The organism is Mesorhizobium sp. WSM3862 (assembly GCF_002294985.1).
Classification (GTDB): domain Bacteria; phylum Pseudomonadota; class Alphaproteobacteria; order Rhizobiales; family Rhizobiaceae; genus Mesorhizobium.
In genome coordinates this window covers 92,475-113,220 of the sequence record NZ_NSGE01000005.1, presented here as the reverse complement: position 1 = coordinate 113,220, position 20,746 = coordinate 92,475, and the positions used below count along the sequence as shown (strand labels likewise).

Annotated in this window: 21 protein-coding genes, 1 pseudogene and 1 riboswitch; of the genes and pseudogenes, 10 read left to right on the top strand and 12 right to left on the bottom strand. The window is 64.3% G+C overall.

Annotated elements, in window-relative coordinates:
• Positions 1-86: 86 nt before the first annotated feature.
• Positions 87-758 (top strand): lysoplasmalogenase, encoded by a 672-nt coding sequence (locus CK224_RS16210; RefSeq protein WP_095782449.1) that lies wholly within the window; start codon positions 87-89, stop codon positions 756-758.
• On the opposite strand, the gene CK224_RS16205 is transcribed toward CK224_RS16210, so the two are convergent.
• Both CK224_RS16205 and gloB read right to left on the bottom strand, forming a co-directional pair.
• Entirely contained in the window at positions 755-1,186 is a 432-nt protein-coding gene (locus tag CK224_RS16205) for a cupin domain-containing protein (protein WP_095782448.1), read from the bottom strand. The genes CK224_RS16210 and CK224_RS16205 overlap by 4 nt on opposite strands.
• A gap of 10 nt (positions 1,187-1,196) precedes the next feature.
• The gene (gloB, locus tag CK224_RS16200; protein ID WP_095782447.1) at positions 1,197-1,964 is read right to left on the bottom strand and encodes a hydroxyacylglutathione hydrolase; all 768 of its coding nucleotides are present in this window, start codon (positions 1,962-1,964) and stop codon (positions 1,197-1,199) included.
• Between the two features lie 100 nt (positions 1,965-2,064).
• On the opposite strand from gloB, the gene CK224_RS16195 reads away from it, so the two are divergent.
• The 3 genes from CK224_RS16195 to CK224_RS16185 all read left to right on the top strand — a co-directional run bounded on the left by CK224_RS16195 (position 2,065) and on the right by CK224_RS16185 (position 5,615).
• Positions 2,065-2,835, top strand: a complete 771-nt coding sequence (locus tag CK224_RS16195; RefSeq protein ID WP_095782446.1) for a methyltransferase domain-containing protein — start codon at positions 2,065-2,067, stop codon at positions 2,833-2,835.
• Between the two features lie 119 nt (positions 2,836-2,954).
• Entirely contained in the window at positions 2,955-4,766 is a 1,812-nt protein-coding gene (locus CK224_RS16190; RefSeq protein ID WP_095782445.1) for an ABC transporter ATP-binding protein/permease, read from the top strand.
• A gap of 51 nt (positions 4,767-4,817) precedes the next feature.
• Entirely contained in the window at positions 4,818-5,615 is a 798-nt protein-coding gene (locus CK224_RS16185) for a DUF1194 domain-containing protein (protein ID WP_245425963.1), read from the top strand.
• 43 nt (positions 5,616-5,658) lie between these two features.
• Here CK224_RS16185 and CK224_RS16180 read toward each other — a convergent pair whose 3' ends face one another.
• The 5 genes from CK224_RS16180 to CK224_RS16160 all read right to left on the bottom strand — a co-directional run bounded on the left by CK224_RS16180 (position 5,659) and on the right by CK224_RS16160 (position 10,545).
• Positions 5,659-6,594 carry a glycosyltransferase family A protein gene (locus CK224_RS16180; RefSeq protein WP_095782444.1) on the bottom strand — a complete coding sequence of 312 codons (936 nt, stop codon included), beginning with the start codon at positions 6,592-6,594 and terminating at the stop codon, positions 5,659-5,661.
• Positions 6,595-6,795: 201 nt separating this feature from the next.
• Complete coding sequence (locus tag CK224_RS16175; protein WP_095782443.1) at positions 6,796-7,785, bottom strand: glycosyltransferase; 990 nt, start codon at positions 7,783-7,785, stop codon at positions 6,796-6,798.
• 120 nt (positions 7,786-7,905) lie between these two features.
• Positions 7,906-8,724 (bottom strand): Stf0 family sulfotransferase, encoded by an 819-nt coding sequence (locus CK224_RS16170; protein WP_141245818.1) that lies wholly within the window; start codon positions 8,722-8,724, stop codon positions 7,906-7,908.
• Positions 8,673-9,287, bottom strand: coding sequence for a methionine biosynthesis protein MetW (gene metW / locus CK224_RS16165; RefSeq protein ID WP_066990286.1), 615 nt, complete (start codon positions 9,285-9,287; stop codon positions 8,673-8,675). The genes CK224_RS16170 and metW overlap by 52 nt, the downstream gene beginning before the upstream one ends.
• Positions 9,288-9,375: 88 nt before the next feature.
• A complete protein-coding gene (locus CK224_RS16160) occupies positions 9,376-10,545 on the bottom strand; it encodes a homoserine O-acetyltransferase (RefSeq protein ID WP_095782441.1) in 1,170 nt (389 codons plus the stop codon).
• Positions 10,546-10,635: 90 nt separating this feature from the next.
• Positions 10,636-10,713, bottom strand: a riboswitch (SAM riboswitch).
• Positions 10,714-10,848: 135 nt separating this feature from the next.
• On the opposite strand from CK224_RS16160, the gene hisC reads away from it, so the two are divergent.
• Both hisC and CK224_RS16150 read left to right on the top strand, forming a co-directional pair.
• Positions 10,849-11,952, top strand: coding sequence for a histidinol-phosphate transaminase (gene hisC / locus CK224_RS16155; RefSeq protein ID WP_095782440.1), 1,104 nt, complete (start codon positions 10,849-10,851; stop codon positions 11,950-11,952).
• 6 nt (positions 11,953-11,958) lie between these two features.
• On the top strand, positions 11,959-12,897 hold the full coding sequence (locus tag CK224_RS16150) for a prephenate/arogenate dehydrogenase family protein (RefSeq protein WP_176477939.1): 939 nt from the start codon (positions 11,959-11,961) through the stop codon (positions 12,895-12,897).
• On the opposite strand, the gene CK224_RS16145 is transcribed toward CK224_RS16150, so the two are convergent.
• Positions 12,894-13,841 carry a sugar kinase gene (locus CK224_RS16145; RefSeq protein ID WP_095779342.1) on the bottom strand — a complete coding sequence of 316 codons (948 nt, stop codon included), beginning with the start codon at positions 13,839-13,841 and terminating at the stop codon, positions 12,894-12,896. The two genes, CK224_RS16150 and CK224_RS16145, sit on opposite strands and share 4 nt — an antisense overlap.
• Positions 13,842-13,848: 7 nt before the next feature.
• On the bottom strand, positions 13,849-14,847 hold the full coding sequence (locus CK224_RS16140; protein ID WP_066990272.1) for a DUF2125 domain-containing protein: 999 nt from the start codon (positions 14,845-14,847) through the stop codon (positions 13,849-13,851).
• 125 nt (positions 14,848-14,972) lie between these two features.
• On the opposite strand from CK224_RS16140, the gene CK224_RS16135 reads away from it, so the two are divergent.
• The 3 genes and pseudogenes from CK224_RS16135 to CK224_RS16125 all read left to right on the top strand — a co-directional run bounded on the left by CK224_RS16135 (position 14,973) and on the right by CK224_RS16125 (position 17,333).
• On the top strand, positions 14,973-15,503 hold the full coding sequence (locus tag CK224_RS16135) for a gamma-glutamylcyclotransferase (protein WP_066990269.1): 531 nt from the start codon (positions 14,973-14,975) through the stop codon (positions 15,501-15,503).
• A 118-nt stretch (positions 15,504-15,621) separates the two neighbouring features.
• Positions 15,622-16,569, top strand: a complete 948-nt coding sequence (locus CK224_RS16130) for an aldo/keto reductase (RefSeq protein WP_067319141.1) — start codon at positions 15,622-15,624, stop codon at positions 16,567-16,569.
• A 142-nt stretch (positions 16,570-16,711) separates the two neighbouring features.
• Positions 16,712-17,333 (top strand): annotated as a pseudogene (locus CK224_RS16125) (LysE family transporter).
• A gap of 7 nt (positions 17,334-17,340) precedes the next feature.
• On the opposite strand, the gene CK224_RS16120 reads toward CK224_RS16125, so the two are convergent.
• Together CK224_RS16120 and CK224_RS16115 are read right to left on the bottom strand one after the other, a co-directional pair.
• On the bottom strand, positions 17,341-18,135 hold the full coding sequence (locus CK224_RS16120; RefSeq protein WP_095779346.1) for a 1-acyl-sn-glycerol-3-phosphate acyltransferase: 795 nt from the start codon (positions 18,133-18,135) through the stop codon (positions 17,341-17,343).
• An 81-nt stretch (positions 18,136-18,216) separates the two neighbouring features.
• Complete coding sequence (locus tag CK224_RS16115) at positions 18,217-19,119, bottom strand: LysR family transcriptional regulator (protein WP_095782439.1); 903 nt, start codon at positions 19,117-19,119, stop codon at positions 18,217-18,219.
• A gap of 102 nt (positions 19,120-19,221) precedes the next feature.
• Between CK224_RS16115 and CK224_RS16110 the strand changes: the two genes are divergently transcribed.
• Positions 19,222-19,842 (top strand): pyridoxamine 5'-phosphate oxidase family protein, encoded by a 621-nt coding sequence (locus tag CK224_RS16110; protein ID WP_095782438.1) that lies wholly within the window; start codon positions 19,222-19,224, stop codon positions 19,840-19,842.
• On the opposite strand, the gene CK224_RS16105 is transcribed toward CK224_RS16110, so the two are convergent.
• Entirely contained in the window at positions 19,839-20,567 is a 729-nt protein-coding gene (locus tag CK224_RS16105; RefSeq protein WP_066990251.1) for a YdcF family protein, read from the bottom strand. The two genes, CK224_RS16110 and CK224_RS16105, sit on opposite strands and share 4 nt — an antisense overlap.
• Positions 20,568-20,746: the final 179 nt, after the last annotated feature.

Here is a 20,746-nt window from a genome sequence, read left to right as displayed (position 1 = left end):
TTCTCGGCGGACGCCCTGTGGGCGCTGTTTGCACTGCTCGCCGAAGCCTCGGGGCTGCGCAAGCCGGCGACCGGCGGAGCGCGCGCATGATGCCGTTTCCAGGCGGCATCGACGCCAATCCCAATGCGACGCTTTTGTTCTCGATCGCCGCCGCCGCGATTTACGTCCTTGCGCTCGAGCTGCCGCCACGCCTCGCCCGTTCGGCCGCCAAGACGCTGGCCGTGGCCTTGTTGGCGGCGCTCGCCGTCATGCAGGGCGGTCCGCCGCTGCTCGTCGCAGCGCTGGCGCTCAGCGCCGCCGGCGACGCGTTCCTCTCCCAAGACGGTGAAAAAGTCTTTCTTGCAGGGCTGGCGAGCTTTCTTGCCGCACATGTCGCCTATGTCGCCTTGTTCCTGAACGCCGGTGGCGGAATCGGCCTGCTCACCGCCGAGTCCTGGCGCGGCGCCATTGCGCTGGCGCTGGCGGTTTTCGTTATCACGATGCTCGCCGCGCTTTGGCGGCGCGTCGGACCTGCCCTGCGCGTTCCGGTCGCCGTCTATGCCGGGGCGATCCTCGCCATGGGTGTTTCGGCGCTCACGACCTTTCATCCCTGGGTCATCGCCGGAGCCGTGCTGTTCATCATATCGGACGGGCTGCTGGCGGCAGAGCGCTTCCTGCTGGCCGCGAGCTCGCCGCATCGCGTCTCGATGCGCTACGCGGTCTGGGTGCTCTATTATGCGGCCCAGTTGGCGATCACGCTTGGTTTCCTGCTGGCCTAGGCTGTTTTCGGCTGCCAGTCCGGCTCGGCCAGCTCGAAGGCGGCGAAATCGAAGCCCGGTGCCACCGTGCAGCCGACCAGCGTCCATCCGCCGAGGCTGCGCGCCGACTGCCAACAGCCGGCCGGGACCACTATCTGCGGCCGCTCGCCGGCGGAAAGTGCCGCGCCCAATAGATGTTCGACGATGGTGCCGGAGCCTTCTTCGTGCGTGGCGAGAGCCAGCGGCGCGCCAGCATAGAAATGCCAGACCTCGGCCGCGTCCTTGACCCGGTGCCAGGCCGAACGCTGGCCTTGCTCCAAAAGGAAATAGATCGCGGTCGAATGGCCGCGCGTGCCACCCTCCGCGTCGCGAAACGTCTCGGCATACCAGCCGCCCTCGGGGTGCGGCTCGAGGCTGAGCGCGGCGATGATTTCGGCGGCGCTGGTCATAAAGGAGCGCTCAGAAGTTATCCTTGCGCTTGCGGATCTCGGCGAACACGTCCGTATCGCTCGCCCTCTCCATGCCGAGATGTCTGCGGATCGCCGGGTCGTGCCAGCGCAAGAACGGATTGGTCGACAGTTCCTCGCCGATCGTCGTCGGCAGGGTCGGCTTGTTTTCGGCGCGCAGATTCTCGATCCTGCCGGCGCGCTCTTTCAATGCTGAATTGCTGGGATCGACGGTCAGGGCGAAGCGCGCATTGGCCAATGTGTATTCGTGGCCGCAATAGATGACGGTCTCGGCCGGAAGGGCGGCAAGCTTCTTCAGCGATTCGTGCATAACCGGCGGCTTGCATTCGAAGAGCCGGCCGCAGCCCAGCGCAAACAGCGTGTCGGCGGTGAAGGCCACCTTCGAGGCCGGCAAATGGTAAGAGACATGGCCGGCGGTATGGCCGGGCGTCTCGATGACCTCGATCTCTTCTTCGCCGAGGCGGATGACGGAACCCTGGCTGACCGTCTCGTCGATGCCGGGGATCTTCGCCTTTTCCGCTTCCGGTCCGACGATGGTGAGCTTGAAGCGCTCCTTCAGGGCCAGGTTGGCCTCGACATGGTCGCCATGATGATGCGTGGTCAGGATCATCGTCGGGGACCAGCCGGTGCGCTTGATCGCGGCGAGGATCGGCGCTTCTTCCGGGGCATCGATGATCGCCGTCTGCCCGCTCCTGGGGTCATGCACCAGAACGCCGAAATTGTCGGTGCGGCACATGAACTGTTCGATTTCGACCGGCATCTCGTCGCTCTCCGTTTATGGCCGCAGACATAGGGCGCCCGGCTGTCGATGTCATCCGCCTTTGTTGAACTCGCCGGATATCGCGGCTACCGTCCGGCGCATGCATTCCGATATCGTCGATCTCCGGTCCTTCTATTCGACCACGCTCGGGCGCCTCGCCGAGCGCGCGATCACCATGTCGCTGTCGTCGATATGGGCGCCCGTTCCGAACGAGCGCCTGGTCGGTCTCGGCTACACGCTGCCGTGGCTGGAGCGGTTCGGCGCCGATGCCGAGCGCGTCTTTGCCTTCATGCCGGCGACGCAAGGGGCGGTGGTCTGGCCGGCGACGGGGCCGACGGCGACGGCGCTGGTCTTCGACGAGGAGCTGCCGCTGGTCGATTCCTGCATCGACCGCATGCTGCTCGTCCACTCGCTCGAACATGTCGAAAATCCGCGCGAGACGCTGAACGAGATCTGGCGCGTGCTGTCGCCGGCGGGCAGGGTCGTCATCGTCGTGCCCAACCGGCGCGGCGTCTGGGCGCGTTTCGAGCACACGCCCTTCGGCAACGGCCGGCCGTTCTCGCGCGGCCAGCTCACCGAATTGCTACGCGAGGCCAATTTCACGCCGGCCGCATGGTCAGACGCGCTGTTCTTCCCGCCATCGCCGCGGCGCTCCATGATGCAGTTCCACAACGTGCTGGAGCGAGCCGGCCGGCGGCTCTGGCCGATCTTTTCCGGGGTCATCGTCGTCGAGGCGCAGAAGCGGCTCTACCAGGGCGTGCCTGTCGCGCAGCGCGCGTCGCGCCGCGTCTTCGTGCCGGTGTTCTCGCCGCAGGGCGCAACGACGCTCGGCCGTCGGGCCGACGGCCCGGTGCCGCAGGCAGGCGGATGACGCGTTCGTGATCGGGGCCAAGCCTTGCGTCATACGGCAATCGTCACCCTATCTCAGAGGCGGGTTCGGGGTGCGGCATCGCCGCCAATGACCGTTCCTGGCAGCAGGGATCTCGCATCATGGACCACACGCCCAGTATCGAACAGGCCGCGTTCTCAGTCGAGACGAGCCGCCTCTCAGACCAGCTGGCGGCGATCAGGCTGGCGCTGAAGGCATCGCCGGTGCGCAGGCGGCTCCTGTGGGCCTCGATCGGCATTGTCGGCGTCATCGTCGCGACCTCGATCGGGCAAGTGCTGCTCAATCGCTGGAACCAGCCTTTCTATGATGCCCTGGCGCGGCGCGACCTGTCGGGCTTCCTGCATCAGCTGATGGTATTTGCCGCAATTGCCGGCAGCCTCCTGGTGCTCAATGTCGGCCAGACCTGGCTCAACCAGACGATCCGGCTGAAGTTGCGCGAGGCGCTGACGCTCGACCTGATCGATGAATGGATGCGGCCGGCGCGTGCGTTCCGGCTCACCCATGCGGGTGCGATCGGCGTCAATCCCGATCAGCGCATGCAGCAGGACGCGGGGCATCTCTCCGACCTGTCGACCGATCTCGGCGTCGGCCTGCTGCAATCCTTCATCCTGCTTGTATCCTTCATCGGCGTGCTGTGGGAGCTCTCTTCCGGCTTCGTCTTCCATGTCGGCGGCCATTCGCTGGAAATACCGGGCTACATGGTCTGGGCGGCGATCCTTTATGCCGGCATCGCCTCCTGGCTGAGCTGGCTGGTAGGCCGGCCGCTGATCCGCTTCAACAGCGATCGCTACACGCGCGAGGCCGTGCTGCGCTCCTCCGTGGTCCGCGTCAACGAGAATGTCGACGCCATCGCGCTCGCCCATGGCGAGGCGGACGCCAGGCGGCAGCTCGAGCTCGACCTCGGCGGCGTGCTCGACGCCATGCGGCGCATCTACAGCGCCCAGATCAACCTGTCCTGGGTTACCGACGCCTATGGCTGGATCACCGTGGTGGCGCCGATTCTGGTCGCCGCACCGGTCTATTTCGCGGGCGACATCAGCTTCGGCGGTTTGATGATGGCGGTCGGCGCCTTCAACCAGGTGAATTCCTCGCTACGCTGGTTCATCAACAACATCGGCGCCATCGCCGATTGGCGGGCAACGCTGATGCGCGTTGCCGACTTTCGCATCGCGCTCGGCGAAACGGACATCCTGCACGCCAAGCAAAAGCGCATCGCGTTCGGCGAAAACGCAAATGGCACGCTGACATTCGACAAGCTCGAGGTCGCCTCGCCCGACGGCTGCACCAGGCTTGCGGAGACGGAGGTCGAGATAAAGGCCGGCGAGCGCGTCATGATCACCGGCGATCCGCGCGCCGGCAAGACGCTGTTCTTCCGCGCCATCGCCGGCCTCTGGCCGTGGGGCGGTGGCCGCATCGGCATGCCGGCCGGAGAGACACCGTTCTTCGTGCCGCGCACCCCCTATTTCCCGCTCGGCACGCTGCGCGAGGTGCTCAACCATGCCGAAGGCGCCAAGATCGACGACGCCGAGATTTCCGACGTGCTCGGTGAAGTCGGCCTCGAGCGCCTCTCGTTCCAGCTCGACCGCTCGGCGCGCTGGGAGCATGAGCTGGCCGACGACGAGCAGCGGCTGCTCGCCTTCGCCCGGCTGGCGCTGAGGAAGCCGAAATGGGTGATCATCGACGAAGCGCTGGATACGTTCGACGGCGCCACGCTTCGGCGCGTGCTGGCGATGCTGCAGTCCAGACTGCCGCACGCCGCCATCCTCAATATCGGGCGCGGTCTGCACAACAACCAGTTCTTCCCGCGCGCGATCACCATCGTAAAGGACAGCGGCGGATCGGCGCTCAAGCCGGCCCGTCTCCGCGCCGGGGCGATCGAGCCCCCGCCTGTTGCCGCGCGCGCCAAGAAATAGCTTTATTTCGCCGCGATCGCCGGGAACAATCCCGGCGTGGTGGAACCTGCCGTGGTCAAGCTGTTCAGCCTGCTTGCGTGCCTTGCCTGCGCCGAGGCAGCGCCAATGCCTGCAATCGGCGGCACTGCCGTCGATGTCGAACTCGTGCTGGCCGTCGACATCTCGCAATCGATGGACGAAGAAGAGTTCGCCCTGCAGCGCGCCGGCTATGTCGAGGCGCTGCGCCATCCCGACTTCATCAGCGCCGTGCGCTCGGGCCCGAGGGGCCGCATCGCGCTCGCCTATTTCGAATGGGCGGGCGTCGTGCGCGACGACGGCGTGATTGGCTGGCAAGTGATCGACGGCGCGGACAGCGCCAACGCCTTCGCCGACAAGATCGCGGGTCGTCCATTCCGGAGCTTTCGCGGCACGTCGATTTCAGGCGCTCTCGGATTCGGCGCCGGACTTCTGGAGAAAAACAGCTACTCGGCGCCGCGCCGGGTCATCGACATATCGGGGGACGGGCCCAACAATGCCGGGCTGCCCGTCGCGATGATCCGTGATGCGGCTTTGGCCAAAGGCATCGTGGTCAACGGCCTGCCGATCCTGATCAGTCCGTCGCCGAGCGTCATTCGTCTCGACCGCTACTATGCCGATTGCGTCACCGGCGGCCCCGGTTCGTTCGTGTTGCCGATCTATGCGGCGTCGGAATTCTCGACGGCTATCCGCCGCAAGCTGATCCAGGAGGTGAGCGGGATCGGCGACGCCGGAAGCATCCGCGTCGACGCGGAGGCGCCGACCGACTGCCTGCTTGGCGAACGGCTGCGGCAGCGGTTTTCCGATCCGTATTTTCCGGAGCTGGATCGGTGAGGTCCCAATTTGCACTGTTTCGGCCAGAGCGCCGCGCTGTGCCTCAGGCCGCTCTGGCGCCGTATTTGGCGCGGAACTCGTCATAGCAATCGCGGCGCCAGCGCCGGCCGACGACATAGCCGCGCAGCAGTTCGGTCGGCGAGTAGCCGAGCGCCTTTGACGACCGATTGGCGAGATAGCCCGAAAAGGCCTGTGGCAGCCTCCCCTTTAATATGTCGGCGATGATCTGCCGCGCGATCATATAGGGCGGCACGTCGGGATAGCGGTCGGCAATATAAGGATGTTTGCCGATCAGGTTGGCGTAGGCCTCGACATAGCCGTCGCGCCGGCCGGAGATCGAATTTTCCGAATTGTATTTCTTCCAGTCGATATCATCCGACAGCAAGGCGCCGCTGCGGTTGGCAAAACGCAGCAGCAATTCGCGGTCCTGCATGCGCGTGATGTCGCTGTCAAAGCCGCCGATCGCAAGCAGCGATTCGTGCCGGGCGGTGATCGCCGAGCCGGCGATGAAAATCGTCTGCGAGACCAGGGCGCGCTGCAGCCTGCTTTTGTCGAGCAAAGCCTGACGATTGATGCATTTGGTGCTGCGGCCGCCCTTGACCGAGATGAAGGAACTGATCAGCACTTCGAGCGAGGGGTTCCTGTCGAAGTGCGACAGCGTCCGGTCGAGGCGGTCCGGCAGATAGACATCGTCCGAATCAAGAAAGGTCACGATCGGCGCCCGCGCGCGCTCGATGCCCGCGTTGCGCGCGGCATTGGCGCCGCGCCATTTCGCGCCGACATAGATCAGTCTGGGATCGCGAATCTCGGCCAGCGCCAAGGCCGTTCCGTCGGTCGAACCGTCGTCGACAACAATGTGCTCGAAGCGGGTAAGTGTCTGGGCAAGAACACTTTCCACCGCGCGCACGACCTGGCTTCGCCGGTTGTGCGTCGGCGTGATCACGGTGATCAGCGGAGCTGGGTCGGAGGCAGTCGGCATCTAACTTTCGTTATGGGCAGATAAACGATGACCGTAAGATACTCGCACCACCTGCCTCCATGTCCGCCCCCGGATGGATTCGGCAAACGCTACAGAAAAGAGCCGCCTATGTCACCTGAGGTGTCGCATCGGGGTCAAGTTCAGAGCGTGTTTCCTCAAAGTCATGCGGTTTGAAAGCAACACTTCGCGGCGGTTTATCCTTCAACTATGCCCGACATAGTCAGGCACGGTTTCGATTTCGTCGCTTACGAGACCGGCAGCGAGGCTGAAATGACCAAGAAATGCCAGGGTATAAAAAGCCAGGCCTACCACCAGTGAAAACGGGATCTGCCAAAGAGGCATACCCGTTTGCGGCGCGTGGCTGAGCACGCGTCGCGTCGTGCGCCACGACATGGTCCACCAGCGACTGAACGACTTGACGATCCGCTGGCTGCGACTGGGGGCATGAAGCGCGACGAACTTGCGGTCGGCGTCCCTGCCGGTCACCAACGCGCGCCAATAGAAGAACCGCCAGCCGCGCGGAGAGTAGTGGTAAACGCGCGCATCGACGTTGACAATCTTGTGGCCCTCGCGCCGAAGCTGGTGCATCAGCAGCGTGCAGGACACCTTGAAGCCGTTATGTGCCGGGAAAGGGTGGTTGACGATCCAATGGCGCCGGAAGGCGACATTGTTGGCATTGATCGCCCGCTTCGAGGCGAATCTTTCATCTCCGCGGGCCATCGGGAAGAACCAGATCAAGGCGAAGGTTCTCGAGAAGAAGTCGTCATAGGACAGATAGGTATGGCCGTTCACGCAGACGGTTTGCGGCTGTTGAAACGGCTGCAGCAGATTTGAAAGCCAACCTGGCTGAGGGACCGTGTCCGAATCCAGGAAAACGACGATGTCTCCTTCGGTCAAAAGCACGCCGTTGTTCTTGAGTTCGTAATACCGACCGTCGGGGCAAGCTGTGATTGTCAGGTCGGCAACCTGCATCAATTCAGGCGCTTCAGCTTCAATGCTCGCTTGCAGCAAGCTGCCGTCCGAATCGGGCCCGCCATGCGACACGACAACTTTTGGCCTTGTAAAACCGCTAGCGGAAACAGCCGCGATTTCGCGCGCCAGTGACTTCAGCCCCAGGCCGATCTCGTCCCAGTCGATGGATTTGGCGTTCTCCATCTCCATGACGATCGAATAGATCGGGTGTTCAGCCATAGATAATCACCACCAGTTTTGCCGGTACAGTCGCAGTAGCCGTGCGGAGTATGCCGTCAAACGATTCTCGGTGCCATTCTATTTGCAAGTCTGCGCTTCAATCGCATGAAGCCCCAGTTTCTAGATCTTCAGGAAGCCACGCTTTTTTCTGTGCTGGAAGCTGGACGGGTCGGCATATTCAGACAGGAAACGTTTTCGCCATTCGTCATTGGTCGCGTCGCGTTGGATTTCGAGGCCCGACACGAGATTCGTTCCCCAGACAGGCTCGACCCTGGCCAACTGGGCAATTTTCTCGAGGCTTCCTCTCGGGTCTTGCTGGACCTGCTCGTAAGTTAGCGCAAGGACGGACAGCCCGTTTTTCGCGAACCACCGGTCCCAAGCCAGAGTCTCCATCAGAATCTTTTCAAGCGATTCGGCGATAGCCTCGCCGTCATAGCGTGGGGATGCGCGATTGACCTCGCTAGAGCGGAATCTGCGGGTTTGGCGCGCACGCGCCCATGAGATCGCCTGACCCAGCAGATCGCTGCGCGTCAGGCGCACATAGTGAAGGTTGGGAAGACTGGCGGGGAGGTTCACCTTCTTGGTAACTTGAGCGAACTGACTCGCAAAAAGCTTGATCGCGTAGATTCCGCAAGAGGACCGTCCTTCCGTCAGCGCCCTCAGAAGCTGCCCTCTGGCATCGCGCGGATAGCCTGGCTGTTCGAGCAGCCGGCGCCCGCCAAACCATTCCAGTGGATTGCCCAGCCCGGCGGAAGCCATCAGTCCTGCAAGATGATTGCTGCCGGTACGCGGCGAAGTGCACACAAGAATCCCAGTGCTTATCTCCGACAGAATTTCCGACGGGATTTGAACCACGGCCGGCCGGCGTCGAAAGAGATCGAGCGAGATCATCGTTTCAGCAAGAACACTGCCTGCTGGCCGAAGAAGTTCCAGAACCACCAGGGCATCGACAGGCCGATCTTCTGGCCGTTGGCGTCGAGCGCGGTCGCCTTCTCGACCGTCGCGCCGAGCTCTTCGCACAGATTGACGAAGTCGCGAATGGTGCAGAAGTGGATGTTCGGCGTGTCGTACCAGGAATAGGGCAGGTCCTTGGTGACCGGCATCCTGCCCTTGATCAGCAGCGAGAAGCGCACGCGCCAATGGCCGAAATTGGGGAAGGAGACGATCGCGCGGTTGCCGATCCGAAGCAGCTCGTCGAGCACAAGTTTCGGGTTGCGGGTCGCCTGCAGCGTTTGCGACAGGACGACGAAATCAAAACCTTTGTCGGGGTAGAATTCGAGGTCCTTGTCGGCATCGCCCTGGACGACGGAAAGGCCTCGCGCCACGCATTCGTTGACGCCGCGCTGTGACAGCTCCAGGCCGCGGCCATCAACCTGCTTGGTCGCCTGCAGAACCTCCAGAAGCACGCCATCGCCGGAGCCGACATCGAGCACGCGCGAATGCGGCGGGATGAGATCGGTGACGACTTCGAGGTCGACGCGCTGGGCGCGATTGACGCTCATGGGCACACCTCCGGCCTTTGAGCATTTGCGGCCAATGGGAATCTCGGCGCCTCAGAAGTGCGGCTAAGACACAGAGATCGCGCGCCGCTCATAGGCTGAGCCCCCTTGCGCGCGCCGCCGAGGCTATGAAGCCGTTGATGGCCGCGAACAATTCCGGTTCGTCGAGCAGGAAAGCGTCGTGGCCGCGGTCGGTCTCGATCTCGACGAAGGAGACGGACGCGCCGGCGGCGTTCAACGCATGCACGATCGAGCGGCTTTCCTCGGTCGGAAACAGCCAGTCGCTTGTGAACGATACCAGGCAGAAGCGTGTCTTGGTGCCGGCGAAGGCATCGGCCAGCCGTCCGCCGTGGTCGGCGGCGAGGTCGAAATAGTCCATAGCGCGGGTCAGATAGAGGTAGGAGTTGGCGTCGAAACGGTCGACGAAGGTCATGCCCTGATGGCGCAGATAGCTTTCGATCTGGAAATCGGCGTCGAAGCCGAAGGTCAGCGCCTCGCGATCCTGCAGGTTGCGGCCGAACTTGCGGTGCAGCGCTGCTTCCGAGAGGTAAGTGATGTGCGCGGCCATGCGCGCCACGGCGAGGCCCTTTTCCGGCCGCCTGCCGAAATCGAGATATTTGCCGCCGTGCCAGTCCGGATCGGCCATGACGGCCTGCCGCCCGACCTCGTGGAAGGCGATGTTCTGCGAGGAATGGCGGGCGCCGGTGGCGATCGGCAACGCGGAGAAGACGCGTTCCGGGTAGCTTGCGGCCCATTGCAGCACCTGCATGCCGCCCATCGAGCCGCCGAGCACGCAGAACAGCTTCTCGATGCCGAAATGATCGACCAGCATCAGCTGCGCCCGCACCATGTCGCGGATGGTGATGATCGGCAGGTCGAGCCCATAGGGCCTGCCTGTCGCCGGATCGGTCGAGGCCGGGCCGGTGGAGCCGAGGCAGCCGCCGATGACGTTGGCGCAAATGACAAAAAAGCGGCTGGTGTCGATGATCCTGCCGGGGCCGATCAGCACCTCCCACCAGCCCGGCTTGCCGGTCACCGGATTGGTGCTGGCGACATGCTGGTCGCCGGTCAGCGCGTGGCAGACGAGGATGGCGTTGGAGCGGGCGTCGTTGAGGGCGCCGTAGGTCTGGTAAGCGACCTGGAACGGCGACAGCACGGTGCCCGCATCGAGCTTTAGCGGTTTGTCGGGACCGAACTGCAACACCGGGCTCGACGGTTGGTCGGCCTCGTGGTTGGTCCTTGGAGCGCGCTGAGCGGCCATTGCATTCCCCATCCAGTCGCATCGATCTCGCGATACGGCGTCCGGCCGGCAACGGACAACAAAAAACCGGCCTGCCTTCGCAAAGCCGGTTACAGGTTGCAAACGGCCCTTTAGCGAATTGTTTAACGTGGCTGCAAGCCGACCGGCCAAATCACCACGGGAGATCCGGCTGTTCTTCTAGGGCCAGCGCCGCGCTTCGTCAACGGTCTGCCTACGCGCGAGCGCGCCGGCCCTCGACATTCGGGGCCACGGCCTGTATTTCCGCTGCGGCCTCGAACCAGGGCCTCTCGACGGATTTGTGACATGAAGCAGGATCAGCCACGTCCGACGCCCCGCGCGGGCATCATGGACATCGAGGCCTATGTGCCGGGAAAAAGTACCGCGCCGGCCGGCGTGACGAAGGTCTACAAGCTGTCGTCCAATGAGAATCCGCTCGGGCCCTCGCCGAAGGCGATCGAGGCCGCCCGGGAGGTGGCTGCCAAATTGGACGTTTATCCCGACGGCTCCGCCCGCCGGCTGCGCGAGGCGATCGCCGATGTGCACGGCCTCAATCCGGCAAACATCGTCTGCTCCAATGGCTCCGACGAGATCCTGGGGCTGCTGGCGCAGACCTATCTCGCGCCGGGAGACGAGGCCGTGTTCACCGAACACGCCTTCATGGTTTACAAGAACTATATCCAAGCCGCCGGCGCCAAGCCGGTGGCGGTCAAGGAGACGGACGAGCGCGCCGACATCGACGCAATCCTCGCCGCGGTGACGCCGGCGACGCGGATCGTGTTCCTCGCCAACCCCAACAATCCGACCGGCACTTATGTGCCGTTCCAGGAGGTGCGCCGGCTGCATGCCGGACTGCCCAAGAGCGTGCTCCTGGTGCTCGACGCGGCCTATGCCGAATATGTGCGGCGCAACGACTATGAAGCCGGCATCGAGCTGGCCGGGAGCTCGGAGAACGTGGTCATGACCCGCACCTTCTCCAAGCTCGGCCTCGGCGGCGCACGCATCGGCTGGATGTACGGACCGGCGCATTTCGTCGATGCCATCAACCGGGTGCGCGGGCCCTTCAACGTCAATGCGACCGCGATCGAGGCCGGTATCGCGGCCATCCGCGACCGCGCCCATATTGAACGCAGCGTGGCGCATAACGAGAAGTGGCTTGCCTGGGTCAGCGAGGAACTGACCGGGCTCGGGCTGCGCGTGACGCCCAGCGTCGGCAATTTCGTGCTGATCCACTTCCCCGACAACAAAAAGCATTCGGCAGCGGCCGCGGACGACTATCTCAGCGCGCGTGGCTACATCCTGCGGCGCGTCACCGGCTACGGCTTTCCCAACGCGCTGCGCATGAGCATCGGCATCGAGGAGGCCAATCGCGGCGTCGTCGAGGCGCTCAAGACATTTCTGAAAAGCTGAAGCACCATGACAGCACCGATGTTCGGAAGAATAGCGCTGGTCGGCATCGGCCTGATCGGTTCGTCGCTCGCCCGCGTCATCCGCCGCGAAGGCCTGGCGCGCCACATCGCTATCGCGACGCGCAGCCAATCGACGCTCAAGCGCGCCGAGGAACTGGGTCTCGGCGATTCCTACACGACCGAGGCCGAAGACGCAGTGCGCGACGCGGATCTCGTCATCGTCTCGGTTCCGGTCGGCTCGTCCGGCGAGGTCGCGGCCGAAATCGCGCCGGCGCTGAAGAAAGGCGCGATCCTTACCGATGTCGGCTCAACCAAAGCTTCGGTGATCGCGCAAATGCAGCCGCATGTGCCCGTCGGTGTGCATTTCATCCCCGGGCACCCGCTGGCGGGCACGGAAAAGTCCGGGCCGGATGCCGGGTTCGCCGATCTCTTCGACAACCGCTGGTGCATCTTCACGCCGCTGCCGGGCACGGATCCGGAGGCGCTGGAAAAGCTCTCCGAATTCTGGCGGCGCTGCGGCTCCAACATCGACACGATGGACCCGCAGCATCACGACATGACCCTGGCCATCGTCTCGCATCTGCCGCATATCATCGCCTACAACATCGTCGGCACCGCCGACGACCTGGAATCGGTGACCAAGACGGAAGTCATCAAATATTCCGCTTCCGGTTTTCGCGACTTTACCCGACTGGCCGCTTCCGACCCGACCATGTGGCGGGACGTGTGCCTGCATAACAAGGACGCGATCCTGGAAATGCTGGCGCGCTTCTCGGAGGATCTGGCCTCGCTGCAGCGGGCGATCCGCTGGGGCGACGGCGAAAAGCTGTTCGACCTGTTCACCCGCACGCGCGCCATCCGCCGCTCGATCATCGAGGCCGGCCAGGATATCGATGTCCCGGATTTCGGCCGTCAGGCCGTAGAGCACCCGCGGGCCAAGCCCTAGGCCTTCTGCTCGATCTGTCCCGATGGGGGCCAGTGCGCCGCCATCATGGCCATTGTCTCGGCTCTGTTTGGAGCGCCGAGCCGGCCGCCGAAGCGCAGGCATTTAAGCGCGGCGGCGGCGCTGGCAAAGCGCAGCGCCTGCTCGGGCGGCATGGCTTCGGCAAGCCCGACGGCGAAGGCGCCGTGGAAGACGTCGCCGGCGGCGAGCGTGTCGACCGCCTTGACCTTCGGCGCCTCGACATGCCGGACGCGACCGGTTCCCCGGTCATGCCACCAGGTTCCGGCAGCGCCGCCCGTTACCGCAACGAAGGCGTCGGTGCGCGAGGCGAGATCGGCGCATGCGCTTTCCGGATCGAGCGCATGGCCGCAGACGATCCGCGCCGCCGGCTCCGAGGCGACGATGTGCGAGGCCAACGGCAAAAGCCGCTCGAGCACGTCGATCGGCGCCGTGTCGGCGTCGAGGATCGCCGGACGGCCGGCATCCCGCGCGGCTGCCAAGGCAAGTGCGGCGGCGCCCGGCCAGCGGACGTCCACCAGCACGGCGTTGAAGGCGGAAAATTCGGCAAGCGGCAGCGTGTCGGGATCGGCTTGCGCCCTGCTGTCATAGAAGGGCACGATGATGCGCTCGCCATGGGCATCCACCAGGATCGCGGCCAGCGCCGAGCGCGCGCCGGCGACGCGGCGGACCAGGCTGCAGTCGACGCCTTCCGCCTCGATCTCGGCGATCAGCCGGTCGCCGACCGCATCGTCTCCCGCGCTCGCCCAAAGCGACACATCGGCGCCGAGGCGATGCGCGGCGCAGGCCGCACTCGTCGCCATGCCGGAGGCGATCTGGACACCGTCGCTGGCGATGAACTTGCCCTGATGCGCGGGCAGCATCTCGACACGCAGGATCGTGTCGAGGGTGAACGCGCCGACGCTGAGCAGTTTGATCGGTCCGGCCATCGCAGTCTCAATCGACCGGCTTGATCTTGCCGAGCGGGATGAAGCCAAGCGAAGCTTTACCCTTCACGATCTTGAGCGGCATGGACGGTTGGTTGCCGAGCATGGCAATGCCGGCAAAACCCTGCTCGATCTCGCTCTTGTGCTCGGGAATGGCGCCGGCGAGGATCGCCGCTACGGCCTTTGGGTCCTTCAGCTTGATCGACAGATTTGCATCGATCAGGCCGTCGGCGTCGATCGAGATCGGCCCGGACACAGTTACGCGCGCCGTGCCTGATGACACGTCGAGGCTGGCAATCTCGACCGACTGGCCGCGCAGGCTTTTCGGCGGCGCCTTAATCAGCGCGACGCCGTTCTTCACTGTCGCTTCGCCGGCGCCGTCGAGTTCCGGCAGCACGCGTCCGCCGACAGCTTCCGCGTCGATCTTCAGGTCGCCAAAGCTGCCGGTATAGACGAGGTCCTGGCCGTTCGGCTGCAGCTGGCCGGCCGCCTGGCCGGCGCTGAACAGCTGCACGGGATCGGTGTCGTCGGCCGGATCGGTCTGTCCAGACAAGCCTTCCGCCTGAAGCGAAATGCGGCGCGGAAGCGGCCATGACAGCTTGACCGTGGCGTGCAGCTTGTCCCAGTCGAGCCAAAGCGGCGGCATGCCCGGCGCCACAGTCCGCAACGGCCCGCGCAGGTTCGCCACGGGCGACAGAGGCTGGGTGATGCGAGCGACGACGTTCATATCGCCGGTCGAGGCCGCTACATTCCTGGCATCGTCCTGATAGGCCAGGCTGTCGCAGGCGACCGTGAAGTCCAGTGGATAACCGCTGACCGTGAGATTGGCGCAGTCGGCCTTGATGCCCTTGCCTCCAAGCTCGGCCACGGCCCGCTCGGCCTCGGTCTTGACCTTGCCGGCGAGATAGAACCATCCGCCGCTGTAGAGCGCGAACAGCACCAAGATGAACGCCGCAAGCCAGAACAGCCGGCGGCGAGGTTTGCGCGATCGCTCGTCACTTGACGTCATGCTGCGGCTCTCGTTAACCCGCTCATGCGGCGAGCGGGTGGTTGTTCTTACGCACGACAAGCGGGGACAGAAGAAGCACCTTACTGGTGTGGTGTCGTCACTCGAATGCAATCAGGCTTGGCGATATGGGCGATTTTTGGGTTTTTGGCTACGGGTCGCTGATCTGGCGGCCCGGTTTCGCACATGTCGAGACGCGGCGCGCCCGTCTTTACGGCTTCCGCCGGTCGCTCTGCGTCTATTCCTTCGTCCATCGCGGTACGCGTGAGCGGCCGGGCCTGGTGCTCGGCCTCGACCGCGGCGGCTCCTGCGTCGGGCTCGCCTTCCGCGTGCCCGGCGATTTGCGTGACGAAGTGCTTTCCTATCTGCGCGAGCGCGAGCTGGTGACCAGCGTCTATCTCGAACGCACCCTCGATGTCCGGCTGGATGGGGCGGGACAAGGCGGAACGGTCGAAGCGGTCGCCTACATCGTCGACCGCGCGCATGAGCAATATGCCGGCGGGCTCGACGCCGACCATGCGGCAAAAGTCGTGCGCGGCGCCGTGGGCCAATCGGGCAGGAACGAAGACTATGTCCTGAGCACAGTGGAGCATCTGAGGGCGCTCGGCATCCGCGACCACTGGCTGGAAGAGGTGGGGCGGCAGGTCGCGCCTTCGTGAAGATCTGGCCCGATCAAAAAGCAAAACCATGCCTTTGACCTGGGCAAGGCACGACCTAGGTTAGCCGCAATCCATCCTCTGGGCACCCAGGCCCTTCCCAGCATCACGGAGATCAGTCTTGCAGAAACGCCGTCTCGGTCGCACCGACCTTTCCATCGCGCCGCTGGTCCTTGGAGGCAACGTCTTCGGCTGGACCGCCGACGAGAAGACCTCGTTCGACCTGCTCGACCGCTTTGCCGAGGCCGGCTTCAACGCAGTCGACACGGCGGACGCCTATTCGCGCTGGGCGCCGGGCAACAAAGGCGGCGAATCCGAAACCATCATCGGCAACTGGATGAAGAGCCGCGGCAACCGGGACAGCATCGTCGTCATCACCAAGGTCGGCTCCGACATGGGACAGGGCAGGCGGGACCTCTCCGCAGCCTATATCGAAAAGGCGGTCGACCAATCGCTCAAGCGGCTGCAGACCGACGTCATCGACCTCTATCTGTCGCACTGGCCGGACCCGGCCACGCCTTACGAGGAAACGCTCGGCGCCTATCAGCGCCTGCTCGAGAAGGGCAAGATCCGCTATCCGGGCTGCTCCAATCTCGATGCGGGGCAATTGCGCGCGGCCCTCGATGTCGCCAGCCTGCGGGGCCTGCCGCGTTACGAGGTTCTGCAGCCCGAATACAATCTGTACGATCGCTCTTCCCTGGACGGCCCGCTGCTCGACCTGTGCAAGGCGGAAGGCCTCGGCGTCATCACCTATTTCGGCCTGGCCAAGGGGTTTCTCAGCGGCAAATACCGCAGCAAGGCCGACCTTGGCCGGAGCGAGCGTGGCGAAGACGTGGCCGAGTATCTCAACGAACGCGGCATGCGCATTCTCTCCGCGCTCGATGCCGCGGCCGGGCGCCATTCGGCCAAGCAGGCCGAAGTGGCGCTCGCCTGGATCATGGCGCGGCCGGGCATCACCGCGCCGATTGCCAGCGCCACCACGCCCGCACAGATGGAAAGCCTGATCCGCGCAGCATCGCTCAAGCTTTCCGCCGACGACATCGCAGCGCTCGATCGCGCCAGCGCTTAAGGCGTGTCGATATTCAGGCGGATGCCGGCCTGACCTGGATCCAACATGCGTTGGTGCAGCAGGTCCCCCACACGATCGTTCAAGACCTTTTCGGTGCCTCGCGATAATTCCTGCCCGATCGCGGCAGGAATTGAGGTTCGGCATGGTCGGAGACGTTTTGTCCGAAGCGCAGCCCTGGCAGCAGGTGCTGGCGCTGGTCATGGCGGCGACCGTTGTCATGGGTAGCCCAGGTCCGGCGACGATCAGCGTCACCGCCGTCGGCGCCGCTTTCGGGCTGCGGCCTTCGCTGGGTTATACGTTCGGCATCGTGCTTGGAACGACGGCCGTGCTCCTGGTTGTGGCCGCCGGGATATTCGGCATGCTCGCCTCGGTGCCGGGGCTGGCGCCGTTGCTGACTGTCGCTTCGGCCCTCTATATCCTCTACCTTGCCTTCAGGATCGCGACAGCGCCGCCGCTTGCCCAAGTCGGCAATGCGGCGGCGCGTCCCACCTTCTTCGGCGGCTTCATGCTCGCCGTCGCCAACCCGAAAGCCTATGTGGCGATCGGCGCGGTCTTCGCGGGAGCTTCATCCACGGTCGACGGGCTCGGGATGTCGGCCAAAACTTTTGGTGCTGGCAGCGATGATCGTCGCCATTCATGTGCTCTGGCTTCTCGCTGGGACGATTTTCGCGAGGCTGCTGCGCGATCCATTGGCGTCGCGGATCATCAATCTCGTCTTCGCGGCGACGCTGGTGCTGACGACTGCACTGGCGGGGCTGCCGTAAGGGGAGCTCAGGCCTTTGCCGCAGCGCCGAGCTCCGCCAGCCGCTTCACCGCCGTCGGCGGCATCGGCGGCGGGTTCGGCGCGCGCGAGGCCTCGACCAGCAGCTCGTCGCAGGCGGTCTCGGTCTCGCCGATCAGCCGCTGCATGAACTCCTCCTTGTCGAGCCCCGGAGGAATCGGCGGCAGGAAACGGGCCTTTATGGTGCCCGGATAACGCATGAACTTGCGGCGCGGCCAGTAGAGGCCGGCGACATGGGCGACCGGCACCACGGGAACGCCCAGCTGGGTATAGAGCTCGACGATGCCGTATTTGTAGGACGGCTCGGCGCCCGGTGGGCGACGAGTGCCTTCCGGGTAGATGATAAGCTGACGCGGGTTGCGCGCCATCTCCTGCCTTGTCGCGGCAACGACCGCTTTCAGCGCCTTGGAGCGGCTGCCGCGGTCGACCGGGATCATGCGCATCTTCATGATGTACCAGCCGAAGAAGGGGATCCAGGTCAGTTCCCGCTTCAGGATATACAAGGCGTCGTCGAGATAAGGAAAAAAGGCGATCGCGTCCCAGAAGGACTGATGCTTCGGCGCCAGGATGAAGGACCCCTCAGGCAGGTTCTCGGCGCCCGTGATTTCGCTCCTGGTGCCGGCGATCTTGTCGTAAAGCCACATCGAGGTGCGCGACCAGAATTTCGGCACGAACCAGGCGCGGTGGCGGGGCGACAGGAAATAGAAGGGCGTCCAGAAGATCATCTGAACGACCAGGCTGAGATAGAAGGCTAGGTTGAACGCCAGCGAGCGGATAATGAGCATGCGGGAAAGGGCCCGGTGTGGAAGTGAGCGTTGGTTACACCAAGCGCGGGCAAAAAGGAAACGGCGCGACGGTGGGGCGCATCACAGCGAGCGCGCCAGCCGCTCCTTCAGGCGGGGCGCCGCGAAATCGAGGAAGGCGCGCAGCTTCACCGGCAGCAGGCCCTGACCGGCATGCAGGAGATTGACCGGCCATGGCGGCGGCTCGAACGGCTCGAGCACGACATGGAGCGCGCCGGCGCGCACCGCGGCGTCCGCCTGATAGGAGAGCACCCTCGTCAGGCCGAGGCCGGCGATCGCCGCATCGATTGCTGCCTCGGCGGTGTTGAGCTGCAGCCGCGAGCGGACCGGAACCACGGTTTCGCTCTTGTCGGTGCCGAAGCTCCACGTCGCGGGAGAGGCAAGCCCTTCGAAGGTGATGCAGTTGTGGCCTGAAAGGTCGCGCGGTTCGAACGGCGTGCCATGCTTCGCAAGATATGCCGGGCTGGCGCAGACGATGCGGCGGATCTGGCCGACGCGCGCTGCGACCATGGCCGAATCCGGCAGCTCGCCGATGCGCACGGCAAGATCGATATGCTCCTCGATCAGTTGCGTGATCCGATCGGACAGCGTCAGGCGGATGTCGACGTCGGGATAGGCGGCCAGAAAATCTGTGACGACCGGCAGCACATGCAGGCGGCCGAAGACGACCGGCGCAGTGATCACCAGCTCGCCGGTCGGGCTCAAATATTCGCCAGCGGCGGCTCGTTCGGCTTCGCCCACCTCATCGAGGATACGGCGGCAGGCGGCGAGATAGGAACGACCAGCGTCCGTCAAGGTGAGGCGCCGCGTCGAGCGGTTGAGCAGACGCGTGTTGAGGTGCCTCTCCAGTTCGGAGAGCTTGCGGCTGACGGTGGCGAGCGGTACGCCGGCGTGTCGCGCGACGGCGGAAAGGCTGCCGGCCTCCACCGTGGCTACGAACAAGGACATGGCGTCGAGGCGGTCCATCTATTCTTCCGAAATGTGGAAGGATGGATTGCAACTATGCCTTCTACCTCCGGATTTCGGAAGGGGCTACATGTCGTTCCACTTTGGCAGAGGACCGCCGCCATGGACGCCTTCACCAGCGACGTCGCCTTTACCCCTACGGTCAAGGCCATCCAGTCCCGCAAGGGCTCGCGCGCATCTTATGCGCGGGTCGAGGAGCGCGGCGGCTGGCGGGCGACGATCACGCCCGACCTCGCCGCCTTCATCGAGGCGCAGACCAGCGTGTTCCTGGCGACAGCCAATGGCGGAGGTCAACCCTATGTTCAGCATCGCGGCGGGCCAGCCGGCTTCCTGAAGGTGCTGGACGGGCATACGATCGGCTTTGCCGATTTCTCGGGGAACCGGCAGTTCATCACCCAGGGCAATCTTGCGGACAATGCCCAGGCCTTCCTGTTCCTGATCGACTACATGCTTCGGCAGCGCATCAAGATCTGGGGCACAGCGCGCGTCGTCGAGGACGATGCGGAGCTGACGGCGAGGCTGATGCCGGCCAACTACAAGGCGCGGCCAGAGCAGGCGATCCTGCTCAGCGTCACGGCCTGGGATGCAAATTGCCCGCAGCACATTCCGCAGCGCTTCGAGGCGGCGGATGTGGCCGCGGCGCTTGCCGAGCGGGATAGACGCATTGCCGGTCTGGAGCAGGAGATCGCACGCCTGCGCAACAGCGCGTCTGGCGAAGCTTAGTTCTTGCTCACCGTAGAGGCTTCGGCGAGCGTGACGCCCTCGGTGGTCGGCCGAAGCGGGACGATGCCGCGCGCCAGCGCCAGCACATATTTGCTGTATTCGGTGAGCAGCACGCGCAGCGCTTCCGGCTTGGTCAGCCAGCTGCCATTGCCGAGCTTGTTGTTGACCACCGGATAGGGCTCAAGCCGCGCGCCATGCAGCAGCCGGCCCATCTCGAGCAGGCTGCGCGGCATGTGGTAGTTGTTGGTGACGACGATGATGCTGCCATAGGCGTGGCTTTCCACCCATTTGGCGCTCTCCTCGGCATTGCCGATCGTGTCGAGCGCGGCGCGGTCGATGTCGACGCAGCAGGAGAACAACTGCTTGTCGCCGCCCATTGCCGCTTGCAATTGGCGGCGGCTGGCGGTGGGGTGAACACCGCTGATCAAGAGCCGCTCGCCCTTGCCTGATGCCAGCAGATCCATGGCGGCGTCGAGTCGCGACTGGCCCCCGGTGAGCACGATGATTGCGTCGGCCCTGGCCGGATTGACCGGCGTCGTCATGTTGCTGACCTTGTCGGCAAACCAGCCGAAGCCGCCGGCGAAAAGCGCCAGCAGGGCAAGCACGAAGAAACCGCAGAGACGAAGCGCAAATCTGAGACGACCGGTTCTTGCAGACGCAGCACCGCGCGTAAGCGCCGCTGGCATCCGTCCAGCCGTTCCGATCGAGTCCCGCGCGTCCATCATCCCCAGGTTAATCCTGAAAACATCCAATGGTTAACTCTGAAACGTCGCCTTTCATAGATAGCACGGCGCACATTGCGTTACGGCAGTTTCCCTTGCGTGATCATGCACTTGTAGGGTCCGGGTCGCATTGGAAACCCAACTTGCCAACTCTTGCATTCGCGCCACACTTGGTTTCGCGT